Annotated in this window: 16 protein-coding genes; 11 read left to right on the top strand and 5 right to left on the bottom strand. The window is 39.8% G+C overall.

From position 1 onward, the window contains the following. The first annotated feature begins 49 nt into the window (after positions 1-49). The 3 genes from BUB77_RS09075 (at position 50) to BUB77_RS09065 (ending at position 1,992) form a co-directional block, all read left to right on the top strand. Positions 50-652 (top strand): class I SAM-dependent methyltransferase, encoded by a 603-nt coding sequence (locus BUB77_RS09075; RefSeq protein WP_073274987.1) that lies wholly within the window; start codon positions 50-52, stop codon positions 650-652. A 129-nt stretch (positions 653-781) separates the two neighbouring features. Then, positions 782-1,528, top strand: a complete 747-nt coding sequence (locus BUB77_RS09070; RefSeq protein ID WP_073274985.1) for an alpha/beta fold hydrolase — start codon at positions 782-784, stop codon at positions 1,526-1,528. A 224-nt stretch (positions 1,529-1,752) separates the two neighbouring features. Then, a complete protein-coding gene (locus BUB77_RS09065) occupies positions 1,753-1,992 on the top strand; it encodes a hypothetical protein (protein ID WP_073274983.1) in 240 nt (79 codons plus the stop codon). Positions 1,993-2,164: 172 nt separating this feature from the next. Here BUB77_RS09065 and BUB77_RS09060 read toward each other — a convergent pair whose 3' ends face one another. Further along, the gene (locus BUB77_RS09060) at positions 2,165-2,866 is read right to left on the bottom strand and encodes a glycoside hydrolase domain-containing protein (protein WP_073274981.1); all 702 of its coding nucleotides are present in this window, start codon (positions 2,864-2,866) and stop codon (positions 2,165-2,167) included. A gap of 189 nt (positions 2,867-3,055) precedes the next feature. Between BUB77_RS09060 and BUB77_RS09055 the strand changes: the two genes are divergently transcribed. From BUB77_RS09055 to BUB77_RS09045, 3 genes are all read left to right on the top strand, one after another. Then, the gene (locus tag BUB77_RS09055; RefSeq protein ID WP_073274979.1) at positions 3,056-3,442 is read left to right on the top strand and encodes a BlaI/MecI/CopY family transcriptional regulator; all 387 of its coding nucleotides are present in this window, start codon (positions 3,056-3,058) and stop codon (positions 3,440-3,442) included. Then, positions 3,435-5,189, top strand: coding sequence for a M56 family metallopeptidase (locus BUB77_RS09050; protein ID WP_073274977.1), 1,755 nt, complete (start codon positions 3,435-3,437; stop codon positions 5,187-5,189). Before BUB77_RS09055 ends, BUB77_RS09050 begins: the two co-directional genes overlap by 8 nt. Before the next feature lie 325 nt (positions 5,190-5,514). Then, complete coding sequence (locus tag BUB77_RS09045) at positions 5,515-6,144, top strand: hypothetical protein (RefSeq protein WP_073274975.1); 630 nt, start codon at positions 5,515-5,517, stop codon at positions 6,142-6,144. A 74-nt stretch (positions 6,145-6,218) separates the two neighbouring features. Here BUB77_RS09045 and BUB77_RS09040 read toward each other — a convergent pair whose 3' ends face one another. From BUB77_RS09040 to BUB77_RS09025, 4 genes are all read right to left on the bottom strand, one after another. Further along, positions 6,219-6,770, bottom strand: a complete 552-nt coding sequence (locus BUB77_RS09040; RefSeq protein ID WP_073274973.1) for a glucosaminidase domain-containing protein — start codon at positions 6,768-6,770, stop codon at positions 6,219-6,221. Positions 6,771-6,853: 83 nt separating this feature from the next. Continuing rightward, complete coding sequence (locus BUB77_RS09035; RefSeq protein WP_073274971.1) at positions 6,854-7,411, bottom strand: RNA polymerase sigma factor; 558 nt, start codon at positions 7,409-7,411, stop codon at positions 6,854-6,856. A gap of 224 nt (positions 7,412-7,635) precedes the next feature. Further along, positions 7,636-8,037 (bottom strand): phage holin family protein, encoded by a 402-nt coding sequence (locus tag BUB77_RS09030; protein WP_073274969.1) that lies wholly within the window; start codon positions 8,035-8,037, stop codon positions 7,636-7,638. A 10-nt stretch (positions 8,038-8,047) separates the two neighbouring features. Next, a complete protein-coding gene (locus BUB77_RS09025; protein ID WP_073274966.1) occupies positions 8,048-8,593 on the bottom strand; it encodes a sigma-70 family RNA polymerase sigma factor in 546 nt (181 codons plus the stop codon). Positions 8,594-9,149: 556 nt separating this feature from the next. On the opposite strand from BUB77_RS09025, the gene BUB77_RS09020 reads away from it, so the two are divergent. From BUB77_RS09020 to BUB77_RS09000, 5 genes are all read left to right on the top strand, one after another. After that, positions 9,150-9,965 (top strand): hypothetical protein, encoded by an 816-nt coding sequence (locus BUB77_RS09020; RefSeq protein WP_073274964.1) that lies wholly within the window; start codon positions 9,150-9,152, stop codon positions 9,963-9,965. Between the two features lie 717 nt (positions 9,966-10,682). Continuing rightward, the gene (locus BUB77_RS09015; protein WP_242962436.1) at positions 10,683-12,494 is read left to right on the top strand and encodes a cache domain-containing sensor histidine kinase; all 1,812 of its coding nucleotides are present in this window, start codon (positions 10,683-10,685) and stop codon (positions 12,492-12,494) included. Positions 12,495-12,549: 55 nt separating this feature from the next. After that, positions 12,550-14,061, top strand: a complete 1,512-nt coding sequence (locus BUB77_RS09010) for a response regulator transcription factor (RefSeq protein ID WP_073274960.1) — start codon at positions 12,550-12,552, stop codon at positions 14,059-14,061. Then, a complete protein-coding gene (locus tag BUB77_RS09005) occupies positions 14,062-15,327 on the top strand; it encodes an ABC transporter substrate-binding protein (protein WP_073274958.1) in 1,266 nt (421 codons plus the stop codon). Between the two features lie 229 nt (positions 15,328-15,556). After that, a complete protein-coding gene (locus BUB77_RS09000) occupies positions 15,557-17,548 on the top strand; it encodes an ABC transporter substrate-binding protein (RefSeq protein ID WP_073274956.1) in 1,992 nt (663 codons plus the stop codon). Positions 17,549-17,634 lie beyond the last annotated feature (86 nt).

Genomic DNA, 17,634 nt, shown 5'->3' with positions numbered 1-17,634 from the left:
CACAAAGAGTGCCAGCGTAGATTTATCAAAGAAGATTGGAGAGATAATAATGGGAAATACGGATAAATTTGAAATGATAGCTGATATATATGACACTTCTGAAAGAATCCAAATTGCAAAGCTATCGTCAGATGCCATTCGCGAATATTTAGCTGATGCCAAAGATAAGAGCGCAATAGATTTTGGCTGTGGAACCGGTCTTGTTGGAATGAACCTGTTAAAGGATTTTAAATCGATGCTTTTTCTGGATACATCACAAAATATGGTTAATCAGATAAAGCAAAAAATTTCCGTATCGGATATACAGAACGCATCTACCTTATGCTTTGACCTCGAAAAAGAAAGTCTTTCGGAGTTACATGCTGACTATATTTTTATGGTTCAGGTCTTGCTCCATATTAGTGAGGTCGATATGATTTTATCAAGATTATATGAGATTCTGAATGAAAACGGACATTTACTGATTGTAGATTTTGATAAAAATGAAAAAATAGTTTCCGATATAGTTCATAACGGATTTGAGCAAACAGAGTTAGCTGGAATTATGAGTAAAATCGGATACAGGAATATTCAATCTAAGACCTTTCATACCGGAAGCAAAATATTTATGGGGCAGGATGCAGCTATGTTTATTCTTGATTCTCAGAAATAGAGCTGCCTGTTTATTACCAGCGTACATTCCAAACGGTATACACTACAGGGACTGCAGGTATGGCTGTATTAAAAAATGTTGAATACGATTGAGAATGAATTGAATCGATTTTAGGAAAGAGGAAATACAGTGAAATTCATAACTTTGGGAAATCCGCAAAATCCTGTTGCACTTTTGATACATGCCATGTTTATCACGGAAAAAATGTTTGATGGTATTACTTCATTATTGCAAGAGGAATATTATGTCATATTACCCACTTTAGATGGACATGACATTACTGAAAAGACGACTTTTAAATCAGCGCAGGAGGAAGCAGATAAAATAATTGCGTACCTCCAAAAAAAGCATATAACAAGTATAGAGATTTTATTAGGTACTTCATTGGGAGGGATTATTGCCTTTGAACTTTTCAAGCAAAATAAATTAGCAATACAAACTATTTATTTAGATGGTACACCTTTTATTCGTTTCTCTGATTTACGCATTAGAATGATGGCAAAAGTATTCAAAAAAATTGCTCACAAATCAGCTAAACAACCTGAAAATCCCAATGTTTTAGATAAATTATATCCTGTTCATTCGTTGGAAATGAAAAAGATTTGTGGAAATTTAAGTGATGAAAGCATAAATAATTTAGCAAGGACATGCTATACATATGAATTGCCAAATACAATTAATCTAACTGAAAATCAATCTTTGACATTTATTTATAGTACCAAGGAAAAAGCCAAAGTGTGTATCCATACTGTAAAAAAGTTTACAAATTGCCGCTTAATCGTTAAAGATGGGTATAAACACTGTGAATTCTTATACAAAGAACCTGAAAAATACGTAAGAATGCTTGTAAAAAATCAAGATAAAGGAGCCTGTTAATCTCCATAAATTTTACAAGCTTGCTTGCGATACTGCATAAATAAGGGGGGTGGGAGCTTCCTTTGAAGAACATAAATTTAAAAGAAAAGCCACAGGCAATTTTACTGAAAATGACAAGGCTGCTCTATGTGTAAAATTAACAAATTTTTCAAATAGGCCAATTTTTCGTTTGATTTTAAAAAATTTTATATGCTAAAATGAAAGAAAAAGGGAGGATTACACATATGAAACGCATTAAAGCTGCCTGTTTGGAACAGACAATACATTTTCAGTTAAAAGAAGAAATCGGCCAAGCCGCTGCGGCCAGGGCTGTCAAGGAAGAGGTCGAGAAATACAAAGCACAGCTGGAGCGAAGCCGTATAAAGCATAAGATTATGGAAGAGCTTATCCAGCCTGATGAATCCATTATTATTAAAATCAAAAAACAGTATAACAATCATGATTGCGGAGAATATATGGCTTAGAAACAAGCGGCCAGCATCATTATTGGAACGGAAATAAAACAATCCTGATAAAATGGATAGAACAGCCAGCGCCTTTTAGCTTCAATCGAAACTAAAAGGCGCTTTTGCTATTTCAAATGCTAATCAAATATTGGAAAATCCAAAAATAAAATGCATTTTCAATCTATCCGGCTTACCATAAATTAATTGTGGCAGCGGAATCTCTTGCCTCATCAAGGTCAACTGAAATCGCGTAGGTATTTCCTTTATTCTTCGTCCCGTAGCAATTTTCAGCATACTGCCAAAAAGTTATATTGCTTTGTGACAGGCAAGGCGGAGGGGTAGGATTCCAGGTGGGTCTGCCTGCTGCCGTACTGCTTCCGGGTTCAGGCTGGCAGGGCCATACCAAACTGGAATGATTTCCGACATAGGTTGTATCTTCCTTGTATGCTGTAGTGTATGGTGTGTTGAAGTACCCAGTCACGGTATTGGCATAAAAGCCCGGGCCAAATTGATTGTTATAAAGAGTCTTTGCAAAGCCTTTTATCCAGGTACTGGTGGGCTTCCATGGCTGCTCAATGTCAGCGTAAATGGCTGTTGTACTTGGGACATTTAAAGCATTAGCGGCTTTTGCTGCCTTCTGCCCATCCGCTGTTCCGTCCGTTGAGCTTACGGAGGAGGATGTGGCTCCGTTATAAATAAGTAAAATCTTGCAATTCTTATTATGTAAAAATGTGACCTCATCACTTGTTATAGCGTAGCTGCCGCCAATATATCTGCCCCAAAATGCGGGTGCCTGTCCGGCTTTGCTGGTTACCCAATCATAGAGGGTTTGGCCGTTTGATACTAAAGTGGTCGGACGTTCTGCTGAATCTACTCCAAAAATTGTTGCCATTGATGATCTCTCCTTTTTTATGTTTTATAATCTGTCGACTGATTACAACTATAAAGAGAAGGGCAGCTTTATTTTGTAAATGGCGGGTCATGTAAATTTTTACAAAATTTGTTGACATTTTGAGTTTACAGCAGTAAACTCTTTATTAGATAGTTTACTGCTGTAAACAGTATAGGAGGAAGTAACCCTGTGAATAATTTGGATCGAATGGGAAATGCAGAAGCAGAAATTATGAAAATTCTCTGGAAAAGAAATGGAGAGCCCGCTACATCATCTGAAATCCTGAAGGCATTGAAAGACAGGATGGAATGGAGCCGCTCCACCACGCTGACCTTACTGCGCCGGCTTGTAGAAAAGGGTTTTGTCACTTGTGAGAAAAAAGAAATCTTTTATTACACGGCTTTCGTCAGCGAAGAGGAATATAAACATTATCAGACACGTAATTTTATTGAAAGAATATATGATGGCAGTGTTAAAAATTTAATTTCCGCTTTGTGCCGTGGGAACAGCCTGAGTGAAAAGGACATAGAGGAACTTCAGGATTATCTGAAGCAGGAGGCGGAACGGAATGGTTAAGCTTTTGACAGGGCTCCTTGTTTCAACGGTTTCAGGCACTGTACTTGCTGTAATACTGTTCCTGGTGAAGCCCTTGGTAAAGAACAGAGTCCCACAGAAAATCCAGTATTTTAGCTGGTATTTGGTATTTATAAGAATGCTGCTGCCTATTACACTGGGAGGTTTTTTTATTGGGAGCTTGATTCCACCTCTACAGAACCTGGCTATGGAAAATCCGGTAAATGCTACCTCCACAGTTGCTTCACCTCCGGAAAGTTCTGCTGCCAATTCAGCTGCCGACACCATGAATTTGCCCCAGGCTGCCGATTCACCTGTGACCCCTCCTGGCAGTAATTTTTCAGTCTATGATTTAATGCCGTTACTCCTTACTGTCTGGCTGATGGGTATTATTGTGGTTCTTGGATTGAATATAACAGGTTATCTCAGGTTCTCATCACGGATAAAAGAGAGCCGCATCCCCTTGGATGATCAGGAGGCTCTGGCACTGTTTCAGGAATGCTGCGGTAAATACGGGCTGAAGGGGCCGCTGCCGTTGTATGTCAGCTCCTGCATCGATACGCCCATGCTTTGCGGACTTGTTAAGTGTTCGATTGTATTGCCCGAGAGAAGCTTTACCCCTGAGAAGCTTTGCCATGCTTTTCTGCACGAGCTCATACATCACCGCAGGCATGACAACCTGTTGAAATGGATATCGGTTCTTGCAGTCAGTGTCAATTGGTTCAATCCTGTAGTCTACCTTGCTGCACGGGAGGCCAGGCGGAAGTGTGAGCTTTCCTGTGATGAAACAGTTACTGCAGGCTTTACAAAGGAAGAATGTGTCCGGTATGGTGAAACCTTGCTTGCAGTGGCTTCCAATACCGATTACAGACCCTTTGCCATGTCTGCTACCATGAGTGAGGATAAGCGTAACTTGAAGGAGAGACTGGAATTTCTGGTAAAGGCGAAAAGAAAAAGCAGATGCTCGGAGTTTATTTCGGTAGTACTGCTTGGTGTTGGGATTGCAGCCATGACTTTTACATTGATGGTTAGCGGCATAGAAAAGCCCATAGTTTCGGCGGAAGGAGCTGCACTCAGCGTAAATATCCTAGGCTTTGATGAAAACCAGCCGGAGGAGCCCGTCCCGGTTCAGCTTCCGCCTGCATCGCAATATCCCAAGCCGGCATTTGACGGAACGGTGACGATGGTCAGTCCAGCCTGGAAGGAAATGTCTGTTGTACCGGAAGACAGCCTGCATATCGACCCGGACAATCTGCAGTCGCCGCCTGTTAAGGATTTTACCATAACCCAGTGCTGGAAGGGCTCTTTAAAGGGCGAAGATTTTGTTCTGGAAACCTATTACGATTTTTCAGAGAAAGACATTGACCAATCGGAATATTGCTATGCTGCATTGAAAACGGGAGGAAAGGTATATCTTACTCCCATTGACCCCCAGGAGATTCTGGTAAGCTTTTGTGGGCCGATGGCTGTCTTTATCCGCCCCGCAATGTCTTATACAGTGATGCCCATAGATTTGCAAAGCGGGAGTTTTGTAGCGGCAGACAGTGATGAAATTCGTTCACTGGCCACCGAGTCATCCTTTGACTCCAATGAACCACCGAGTATTCCATCCTATGTGACGGGAATTACTCAAAAAGTCGCTGCTTATCCTGCCTGCCAGACATCCGCCTCCATGTCGAATCCCTTCAACAATCCGAAAGACAGGGCAGCCTTGAGTGAAGCCTGGAAACAGCGGATTGGCAACCGGTAATTTTATCACTGCTAAGATATAATTTGGAGTCTTTATTCCTTGAGGGATAATTAGATTGAAAAGTGCCCTGGCATTGCAAGTATGCTTATGATATGTATGTTAATCCGTGTGAAATAAAAGACATTTCGCACCCTAATTTGTGGCAGTGCTGCATCTGCAAGAAGACACGGCATGCAAAGGAAGAGCAATTTTTTAATTTAATTTGGGAGGTATCGCAAGCAGGCTTGCGATAAGCATGGGAATAAAAATGGAAATGGAAGTATTTAATTCGTATAACAGGCAGTTAATATACTGCCTGCAAGTGTAATGCCAGAGGGAGGGCAAAATGAAAAGAAGAATATTTATTTATGTATTACTTATCTGCTTTAACACATTTTTAATAATAGGCTGTTCCAAGAAAGACAAGGATAATTCTAGTACATTGGCAGATCAGCCTTCTTCCAATGTAAGTGAAAACAATGAAAATACAAATACTGAAAGCGGGCAGCTACAGTGTAAGGAAATGATCGTACAGAGAGAGGCCGATTGTTTTTCTTTTAAGAAGGATGAAATAGCCAGGGAGGGATTACTTCAGGATATTGAAGATTTATTATGGATTGTTCCAAGGGGCGGAGCGGGAATTAATGAAACGGGTACGGATAAGGACATTTCCGAAGTACCTATAATAAAGGATATTAATAAGGTAATCCATAATAACTATACAACGGATGAAACAAATAATAAGTATACCTGGATCCGCCTTGTATGTGACCCATATTTACCGAAGGAAGGCGAAAATGCGGTAAAGCATAAAGATATAATACTGTATGTTGACCCGGACAATGTCTCCGATGCTGTCTTTGGCATACAAAATCCCGATAAGGACTCCCAATGGAATATTACAGTCTTACCCGGTTACGGGGAGTGGTTAAAAAAGGAAATTGACATTTTGTTAAGGATAAAAGCAGGGCTTTAAGAGGGGAATTAATTTATATAAAGCTGAAAAAAGCGCAGATGATGGATTTCATCTGCGCCTTTTTCTTATATCATTTAGATCGTTGCATGATTAGCCAATGTTTTCATCCATGAAACAAGACTTGAATAATATGCATCATGGTCTGAACCGCCGAAGCCGGCATCGGCAATATTTCTGGCACAGGTATCTGCATCGGGGGTGGCATGGGAAGTTTCACAATACTGTAAATATCCGATTAAGGATGCATATCTTGAATTGTTAATAAAGAAATACGCATAGCCGATAGCATGCTTGTACCTTCCTTCAAATTTCGCCCAGCCACTCAGACCGGAGCCAATATTTCCTACGGGATTCGTTGAGCTGGTATAGACCATATTCGAAAAATTCTGGTTGGATTTTTGGGTGCTGCCGGTAGCCCAGCCGCATTCACCGCCCCATTGAGCTAAAATCAGTTTTAAAGGTAATCCGTGGCAGGTAGAACTTGCATTATTAGCAACACCTTTAAAACAATCTACAAATGCCTGAACCTTATCATCTGCATTTGTATTGCTGTTAATGCCAACGGAATAATCAGTAGTGCCATCTTTACAGGTTACTTTAGTTGTGGGTATAGCTGTTTTTGCCATTTTATTTTCCTCCTTCAATAATTTTGACTTGCAAGTCTACTTAATAAAGAGAGAAATAAAAGCAATATGTAAACACGGATAATCTATTTCCGTTCCTTTTCCATGAGCTTTTTTGCACTGCGTCTTGCCCGGGTCAGGTATTCCCGGACGCTATCAGGAGAAATGCCAAGCAGTTCGGCAATTTCCTTATTACTCATTTCAAGGTTATATTTAAAGTAAAGCAATTCTTTCTGGTTTCGCGGCAAATGGGAAAGGGTGTCACATAATGCAAGCAGTTCTTCCTGCCGTACAAGTTTTTCAACGATATCCGAATCAGTATAGAATAAATTTTCATCCGAATCCATATTTTTGCTGATATACATATGCTTATTTTCAATATGCTGATGCTTTATGTAATTGAGGGTGACATGTTTAATTGTATAGAAAATATAGGCGGTAATTTTGCCGTCGTTAAGGGTACGAAGTACATTTATTTTTTCAATTAATTTTATAAATACTTCGTCTATTAAATCTTCAATGTCATTATTGTTATGTATCATAGTATAAATATTTTTTCTTGCAAAATTGTAATAGTTTTTATATAAATGAAGTATGAAGGTTCTGTCATCCTCATCGAGTTGTGCGGCATAAAGGGCTTTCAAAGTATTCCCCCCTTCCTTACAGTAAATAAGATAATTGTAAGGTACTGCAATTACTTATTATCATCTTGTGATTAATAAACTGGTGTGATTGAAGTTAATTTTAAGTTTTTTGAATTGGTGATTAGAGCTTATCAAATATCACATCGAAAGCGCAAGCAGGAAATAGTCTTACTGTTTTAAAGGTTGCCAAAAGCCGGCTTGTGCAAGCCGGCATTTTAGTGGAGCTATTCATTATTGTCATTTAGTTTTTGTATGGCACTTTTAAGCTTTTTCGGAATCGGTAAACCCAGCTGGCCGGCATTTTCCAAAATGCTGATTCCTTCGTTTGACAAGTAGAACATTATTATCAGAGTTCGAAGGGTAGTTCCTGTCCCAAGAATGTAATAATCAATGATGTTGCCCATGGATACGATCAGGAAAATCAGAAATTTTTTCACAATACCCTTAAATCCAATATCACTTGATACCTTTTTATCCCGGATTGCCAATAAAATGCCGGTGATGTAATCAATAGTGACAAAGGCAATCAGTGCATATATAAGAGAATCAAAACCGCCAAAAATCCAGCCGATAATGCCTCCTGCAAATGCAAGGATGAATTTAACATAGTCCAGTATTTGTTCCATAATTCACCTCCTAAGTTTGCTTGTCCGAAAACACCAGTTTCAGCTTTTTTAAAGCCCGGTTTTTCATCTGGTTAACCGCCTGCCTGGTAATGCTATTGGCATTTGCGGTTTCCGTAACAGAGTAGCCATCATAAAAAATCATTTTAATAATTATAAATTCGGAAGCCGTTAATAGGTTTTTTAACAAATCCAGCTCATTGTTTATGTAGGTATCGTTTGTAGCATTTAAGGCGTCAATATAATGCAATTCATTTTCTGATAAATCCGAATAAATAATAAATCGATGCAACTGTTTTTGTTTTATCAGCTTTTTAACGTAACTGCTATGCATGGAAGCAGCAATATAAGCTGTCATGCCCCCATCATCCTTATTTTTTATCCTGTCAATCCTTACACAGGAAAGTAATTCGATAAAGTCCGCCAGGAGATCATTATAGGCATCTTCATAATAGAGCATGTGAGCATATTTTTTCAGCAACGGATTAAATTTTTCTATGAGCTCTAAAGTTGAATTACTATCTCCGTTTTGTATTTTAGTTATAACATCAATTATCATATTTATTTCCACCTTTCGACTAATAAAGAGATGGAAACCACAGGATTGTAAACATATGGAAAATAAATTTTGATTTTTGGTTACACTAAATTATTTTTAAGTTAAAACGGGTTAGGCTGCATGTTCGTGAGTTACTATGAATTTTTACGGGCTAAAACGAGAAGCGTTCATCAGCCCTTATATAAACTAAAGACAATTAATATGGGATAATGCAACAATTATTTACATATATTCCTAAATTTGAGGCGAATTTATTGCAAGGAAAGCATTTATTTTCGGAAAGACTTCAGAAAGGGCCAATTTATTCAAAAATAAAATATTTTCGAACAATGTACTGAAACATAGAAGATATGTTTTATAGAGCTTTCAGAATGGAATACAGCCTGGTTAAAAACAGCTTGATATCTGCATTCTTACATATTAGAATAGAATAATTAGAATATTTTGGACTTACAGGACAGAGCTTACAGCACTTTCGATTAAAATTGAATTGAAAGAAATACCAGCGGAACTTTATACCAATAAGCGCTGCAAAAAAATACAAAAGGGAGATTTTATGAAAAAGATTACACTGTTTGGCTTTATAACCCTGCTGTTATTTTCTTTAACAGCCTGCATTAGCACAGAGGAAAGAGAGAAGGGAAAGGAAGAGCTAAAAAAGGGCGAGAAATTAATCAGGGAATATGTAAGAGAGACCTATGGCAGGAAAGCCAAAGCATCTGATTTCAAAGCCTGCTATGCTTATGAAAGATATGATTCAACTGTTCCGAATTTTGATAAAGTGGCAAGTGGTTTTGTAAAGGCAACGGTATCCACAGACGATAACGAATTTGATATCATTTATAATGTACATACGGATGAGGTACTGACAAAAGAAAACATTAGCGCTGTTATGGATTCTTTCCTGGAATACGGGAAAGAGAAAGTAAAAGCTGCTGAATTTGTGGACTGTAAAATGGAATTATATTCTAGAAAATATGAGGATACTTACATAGCCAGCTTTCTCATGCCGGGCATAAAGACATACAAAGAGCTGTTGGAATCAGGGGACTACAGTATCAGACTGACTTACCGGTCTATTGATTCGGATTATAACGGTATAAAAAAGGAAGAGTGGGAAAAAGTAATTGCTCCCTTTCAAAATACGGAAAGCGATGTATATATGCTGTTTGTTAATTTTAAAGAGAAGGAAGGATTTCAGACAGACGCAATCTATGATTACTTTGATGAAATCGATTATGATACCAGCATTGACGGCTTTGTATTAGAATATTCCATTTCGGAAAGAGCACTGGAGAATGCAAAAAATATCATATACGCAGATGACAGAGGGTATGTAATGGAGTTGAAAGCGAAGGTGGGGGATGAATAAGCGCGGAATAGGTGGATAAATGGGTAGGTTTTCACAATGGGGCGGCAGTTTGCACAAAATAGAAAGCTTCCTGCTTCATTCCAATGTATAAGAAGTCCTAATTCTCTGAAGCTTTTGTGCTGGACATATCATTAAACAGATAACTCGCTGAGCTCAAACAATCTGTTTGATGATATAGCACAAAAGCTTCAGAGAAAAGGACTTCTAATACATTTCCATAGGCGCAGGAAGCTTTCTATTTTGTGCAAACTGCCTTAGGTATATTGAAACAGGGCATTTGTAGGACTAATCTTAGTAAATGTTGCGTTGATTGAATGTGGAGTATAAAAAGGTACTTAGTTGAAAACTGAGATTTACTTTGGATATCCAAATCAGGTATACATAGGAATAAGCTAGGTTTATTTATTCCATTCAAATTATTAGTTCAAAGCATTTGAAATTCCCCAGTAAAAAATTGAAATCCCGAAATGTCTGATAAAATGAAAAAGCCGGCAATGTAAGGAGCCGTGCTTACTTAAATTTAAAATTCTGCAACACAATAAATGTGAAAAGGGATGACATTTTTCACATTTTGTGATAATCTATTAATAATCAAATTGGAAAATAATTACATATTCTATTTCAATTTCCTAAAATTTATCGGTATTTTATACAATGAAATATAAATTCAGCACACGGCATGATGATTGAAATAACCATATTAAAAGGATGGCTCCTATGATGCATAAAGCTATTGCCAAAATATTGTTATCCTTGAATCTGTTTACGAAATTAATGATTATGCTATTGTTAATATCGATTCTACCAATATGCCTTATCCAATTTACATCATATAAAATAAGTACGTCCACTATTGAGAAGCAGACCAAGGAATTAATCAGCGCGAACCTCCAGCAATCCAGCAATAGTGTGGCGGGCTTTTTTCATGCCTATGATAATATTATGCTGGATATCTATACGGACAACAGTTACATTGATAACTTAAAGTACATCAATGTTTGGGATACGAAGAACTATTATCCGGCAAAGCATCAGATTGAGAAAAAGCTTGAAAATATTGTTTATGTTTATTCGGAGATTTTGGGAGCTGCCATAGTTGGTTTGAATGGGGATGCCACCTTTTATGATACGGTTACACGGTCCGGCGAGGAAAGCTTCTGTTTTGATGTGAATAATATAAGGACAAATGCCATGTTCAAGGATTCCCTAAAAGTTAAGCATGCTATCTATTCCAATACAATTCATAAGGCGGATAAGAATTACGGGAGCAAAAATTATTTTTACATAGCACACCAGCTGACCGACTTTAATAATTATAAGAACGGTCCCGTTGGAAGTATTATTTTATGCATCGATGAAAAGGCTCTTCGCAAGGTATATTCGGCAGGTATGGATTCTCATTCCAATGTAACATTTTTGGTAAATGGGGAGGGGGATATTATCTCCTTTCCCTTAGAAGCCTATGTGGGCTTGAATATATATCAGGAGTACGGTAACGGCAGCATTGAAAAGGTTACCAAAAAATTCTTTCGGGATAAGCATTTTATGGATGCAGAACAGCTGGAAGTACATAGCAGCAGTATAAAGGACGGAGTATTTACCCTTATTAACGTACAGAATCTAACCTATGCATTAAAGGATGTACAGAATATTTCCAAGATTATTATCTTTATCGGAATTTTATTTGGCAGCATGTGTGTCTTAATTGCCATGTCTTTTGCAGCCGATACCGATAAATCAGTGAAGAAAATCATATACGGGATGAGAAAGACGGATCAGGGAGATTATGATGTACAGATATCCCTGGAAGGGAAGGATGAATTTGCAAGAATTGCCCGCCATTTTAACGACATGATTGTCCGGATAAAGGAATCCAACCGGCAGGAAAAGGAAGCATTGGTACGGAAGAAGAATGCGGAAATCAAATCCCTGGAAGCACAAATCAACCCTCATTTTTTATATAATACCCTGGATGCGATTAATTGGGTGGCCGTGGAGCATGAGGAGTTCCATATCAGCAAGATGCTCATTCACTTAGCCGCCATCTTAAGGTACAGTATTCAAAAAAGCAATGAAATTGTGACTATTCAGGAAGAGCTGGAATATTTAAAAAAATATATCTATTTGCAGCAGGAGAGATATTGCTATTCCTTCCAATGTGCCATTCATATGGAAGAGGGGTTAAAGAGCAGTAAGATACATAAACTGCTGCTGCAGCCCTTAATCGAAAATACCATTGTGCATGGCTTTCCGGGGGCTGGGGGGCAGGATGAAATCCATATCCTGATTGAAAAACAATCTGACAGCTGTATTCAGCTCCAGGTCAGGGATAACGGGAAAGGTATGGCCCGGGAATTAGTGGAGCTGTTTAATAACTATGATTATAAAAGGGATAATGTGGAAACGAGCATAGGTGTGAGAAATGTCATTACAAGATTAAAGCTGTATTACGGCAGCGGCAGTTATTTTCATGTAGCTTCCGATGAGCAGGGGACTGTGGTGACTATCAGGATTCCATATGAAATATAAATAAAATAAGCGGGGCGGCAAATGTAAGAAAATCATGGTGAACCGGAGGGTATCTATGCGTATTCTTATTGTAGAGGACGAGGCAAAAACAAAGGAAGGCTTAATCAGCATTATCGGCAAATTTACGGAGTATGAGATATGCGGCATTGCTTCCAACGGAGTGGAGGGAATAAGAAAGATAAAGGAGTTGAAACCGGATTTAATCATAACAGACATACAAATGCCGGAAATGGACGGTCTGACCATGCTTCGCCAGGTGGAGCAGGAGGGGATTCCCTGCTATGCATTGATTCTGACCGCTTATTCTTCCTTTGAGTATGTCAGAACGGCTCTGCAGCTGGGGGCGGTAGATTATATCTTAAAGCCTGTTGATACCGTGAGCTTTATAGCCGTATTGCAGGAAACGGAGGCCAGGATATTAAAAGAAAAATCGGAGAAGATTGATTCGGCCCATTTAATATGGAGCCTGATGACTTGTAAACCGGAAATGAATGAGCAATTAACACGCCAGCTTTCCATTCAATTACATATAAATGACAGGATGGAAATTACCTTGTTTTTAGTAAAGCCAGACAGTATTGACCAGGAAACGGCGGATGAAATGGTTCAATGTATAAAGGAAAGGCTGAACGAATTATGCATCATGAATTTCCAGGTCATCCATCTGTCCTTTTCCTATGGAATAGTGGTACTTATTATTGATACGGAAAATAATAAGCATTTAAACACCATGTTTTCCACCTGTATCCTGCCAAGCTTACATCATATAGGCAGCTGTTATTGCAGCTATGCTTCCATGCTGGGGCTGGCCGGGCTGAAGGGGAGCGTTGCGGAGTTAAATGCTCTTTTATCCTACGCTTTTGTTTATGGCAGTGAAGTAATACTGGATAAACAAATGGTGGAAAAGCTGAAATTTTCTCCCATCAGTTATCCGATGGATTTAGACAACCGTATCCGGAAAGAAATTATGAATGGGGATTATGAAAAAGCCCTAAAAACAAGCAGCAGATTTAAAGAATTGGTCATTGAAAGCAAGGGCAGGCCGGAGCTGATCAGGGAATACACGGCAAGGTTTTCCTCCAGCCTTTACAATGGGGCAAAGGAATATGACTCCCGGCCGGAGCCTCTGCTGATCTTCCATTACTTTATCAATAACATCATTGAAAGTAAAACAAAGACAGAATTAATTTCAAACTATGAGAAAATTGTGAATACCATACTGACTATAAATCATGAAGAGACGGATATTGATAATCTGACCATCTTGAAAGTGATTAATTATATCCGGGACAATTACAGCAAAGACATTACTTTATCAGACGCGGCCAGTCTGGTAGGGGTAACGCCGGAATACTTAAGCAAGCTGTTTTACCAGCAGATTAATGTGAATTTTGTTGTATTTTTAAGAAATTTCAGGATCAGTATTGCCAAGCGCATGATACTTTCCGGAAAATACCGGATACAGGATATTGCGGACCAGGTTGGATTTAAGGACCCCAAATATTTCAATAAGGTCTTCAAGACGGTCTGCGGCATTTCACCATCCGAGTATAAGAAGGTGATTTAGATGAAAATGTTTCACGTAAATATATTGCTGTCTTTGGGGGTAGTGCTTGTCTTATTCCTGTTAATCAGCAATTATACCGGAAACAGCATAAAGCAGCCCCGGGCAGTGAGCCAGAAGGCAGAAAGAAAAGTATTGCGGATACTATCCCCCTATGAATCTGCCGAAAACAGTAAGCTGCTTCAGGACATAGCTGACCAGTATTCCAGGATTGAAAATAACCCCAAAGTGGAAATTGACTTTATTTCCAAAAATGATTTTAAAAAAGAAATCTGCCTGAATTTGGACCAGAACCATCTAGCGGATTTAATTATATGCGACAATTCCATAATGCCCGCTCTGATTAACCTTAACGTTCTTCGGGATTTAAGCGGCTATATTGATGAAACCTCAAAAGTATCCCATTATTCCTTAGGACAGTGGAATAACACCAGAAGCGACGGAAAATATTACGGGATTCCATTTACCTGTGACCCCTATGTGCTGATATGGAATAAGAGCCTGTTTGAAAAGAGTGGTGTTCCCGTACCGAAGACCTGGGAGGATTTAAAGGCAGCAGCCAGAAGGGTCCAGAAGGTCGGCATCTATGGAATTGGAATCGGGGCAGGACAGCCGGAAGAAATTACAGCCCTCATCCTGCAGCTGCTTTATTCAACGGGGGGCTCCATCCGGGAAATTAACGGGGAGGGTGGCATAAAGGTATTTGAACTGCTTTATTTCCTGAAAACCAATAAGCTGCTTCCGGTCCAATGCATTAACTGGAATCAGCTGGATTTGACCAATAAATTTCTGGATGGTGAAATTGCAATGATGATCAATAATTTAAGTGCGTTATCCGTTATAAAAATGAATCATGCTGATTTTCAGGTGGGAGTGGCGGCAGTTCCCTATGAAAAGAAAGAAAATTATATGTTTCACGGCAAGAACATTGGGATATCCGTTACGGCTGATTATGCAGCTTCTGTTAAGTTTCTGGACTATATAACGGATAAAAGCATGGCAGAAAGGATTGCCGAGGCAACGGAGACCATACCCGTACAAGTGGATGCAGATTATGATTTTAACAATGACGGATATGCAGTCAGCCGGGAATTTATTCAAAAGCAGAAAGAACATGGAATAGCCAAGAGCTCGCTGAATTCCTGGTTTGATATTTCAGCCGCCATTTCGGACGGGATATACCAATTGCTCAGCGAAACGGAGCCCTCTCTTCACAGCATAGCAGACAGCATGCAGGATAAGGTGAGAATAGGAATTATAGAAAATTAAGGCGGCATTTTCTTAATTTTCAGAAAAACCATGAAATGAGATTAAGAATTTACTCCTTTCTTAAAATTTTGGAATTTTAAGTAAAACCCTTTGGAGTTAAGATGAAAGTGTGAAAGAAAAGCGTTTTCACACTCCATTATTTATGGCAGTACCGCAGGCTTGTCTGCGGAATGCAACGGGAGCAAGTGTAACCAATTACAAGTTCTTTAAAGGGTAGAGGAGGTTTTTAATGAAAAAAGCAATGCACCGGGCAATGGCATGTATCATGGTTTTGATGCTCATGGCTTCCATGCTCGCAGGCTGCGGAAAGACAAAGAACAACAAGGCAGAGGTTGAAACTGCCAAGGTAACAGCAGAGGCCGAAAACAAAACCGAGGATGAAAAGGAGCCGGCACCGTCAAAAGAGATGACGGAGGTTGGTACGCCAAGAAATGAAACATTGATTGTTGAGTGCCAGTCACCGACGGACACACCCGGACAGTTCAATTCCTATATGCAGGGAACTACCATGGGCTTCGGCATTCATCAGCTTATGTCAGCGATGATGTGGGAAATCGATACCGTAAAGGGGGAGCAGTTTGGCGAGGTTGCAGATGGCATGCCGGAGTCCAATGCTGATTTTACAGAGCACATTGTAAAAATCCGCAAGGGAATCAAATGGTCCGACGGCGAGGATTTAACTGCGGACGACGTTGTATTTACCTTTAACATGATTATGTCCAATACCGGAATCAGCCAGAATGCCTATTACAATCAGATTTTCAAATCCGTTGGAAAAGTAGATGATTATACCGTTAAAATTGTGACCAAGGAGGCTTTTCCCAGGTTAGCACAGAGATTCGGTGTAACCATCTGGGGAAATGACTTAAGAATTGTTCCGGAGCACATTTACTCCAAGCAGCAGGATGTTACACAGTTTAAGGATTCCAAGCCTGTGGTTGCCGGTCCTTATACGGTAAAGGCTTATGACGAATTGGGAAAATGGGTTCTGTATGAACGCCGTGAAGACTGGAAGGCCAGTACGGTTGGTGTTGTGACAGGAAAAGAGCCCAAGGCGAAATACGTATGGTTCAGAAATCTCGGCGATGATACCAGCCGCCAGATGAGCCTTATTAATAACGAGGTTGACATTCTTTGCGAGGTGACTCCGGAAATGCTGGAGGTAATGACGGCTCAGAATCCGAATATTGCCTGCTGGTACAAGAATTTTCCTTATGCTACCAGTGATGACCCCTGCTCAAAGGGTCTGCTCTTCTCCATGGGTAAGGGTGCTCCTTATGATAACAAGGACTTCCGCTGGGGTATTGCTCTTGCAATGAATTTTGATGAGATATCACAGAATATATTTGACGGTGTAGGGCGTGCGTCACCGTTCCCTATCATTACCAATACAAGTGCTGCCCAGGAACTATATGTCAAGCCAATCCTTTCTTGGCTGGAGGCCTTTCAGCTGGATTTGGGCGACGGTACTTCAGTGAAGCCCTTCGATTCCGGCTATGCTGAGAGAATCGCAGGTGTTCTGAGAAATAAAGGCTATGATATTCCTACGGACCAGAATACTTTGATCGATATGTTTGGTGTCGGCTGCTGGAAATATGATCCTCAGGCAGCAGAGAAGCTGCTGACGAAGGCCGGCCTTGAGAAAAAATCCGACGGCTGGTATTTTAACGGCAAGCCCTTTACCTTTAACATGACATATCTGGCAGATTCGGAAGCGCAGGCAGGCCGTGGTACCCAGGCAGCTTATGACCAATTGACGAAATTCGGCTTCAAAATCAACCTTGTCAGTGAATCCAGTGCGACCTGGGATACCAATGGTGCTACAGGACAGTTTGATATCGCAGGATATTGGCCGACCGGTTTCATAACCAAGGACATCTATTCCCAGATCAACGGCTGGGATGCCGACCTTATCGTTCCCATCGGAGAGAGGGGCTCAGGCCAGTCAGGCCGTTGGAAGAATGCCAAAGCGACCGAAATCATTCACGAACTGGCGAAGCTTTCACCGGATGATCCCAAGGCATATGAGCTGGGTATTGAATTTTTTAAGAATTCCATAGAAGAACTTCCTTTTATTGGTTTTCACTCAGGTGTTAAATTCGTGCCTACCAACAGCACTTATTGGAACAACTACCCCTGTGCCGACAATCCATATAATGGACCCTGGTGGTGGTGGAGCTGCTTTAAATATATAACGACAGAGATTTCACCGGTTCAGTAAAATCAAATGCTTTGCGGTATCAAAACAGTATAAACGTGGGTAAGTAATAAAGATATTCTGTTTGCTGCCCGGTGGTTTCCGCCGGG

The organism is Anaerocolumna jejuensis DSM 15929 (assembly GCF_900142215.1).
GTDB lineage: Bacteria > Bacillota > Clostridia > Lachnospirales > Lachnospiraceae > Anaerocolumna > Anaerocolumna jejuensis.
The sequence above is the reverse complement of the archived record's forward strand: the minus strand, read 5'-3'. Positions and strand labels throughout refer to the sequence as shown.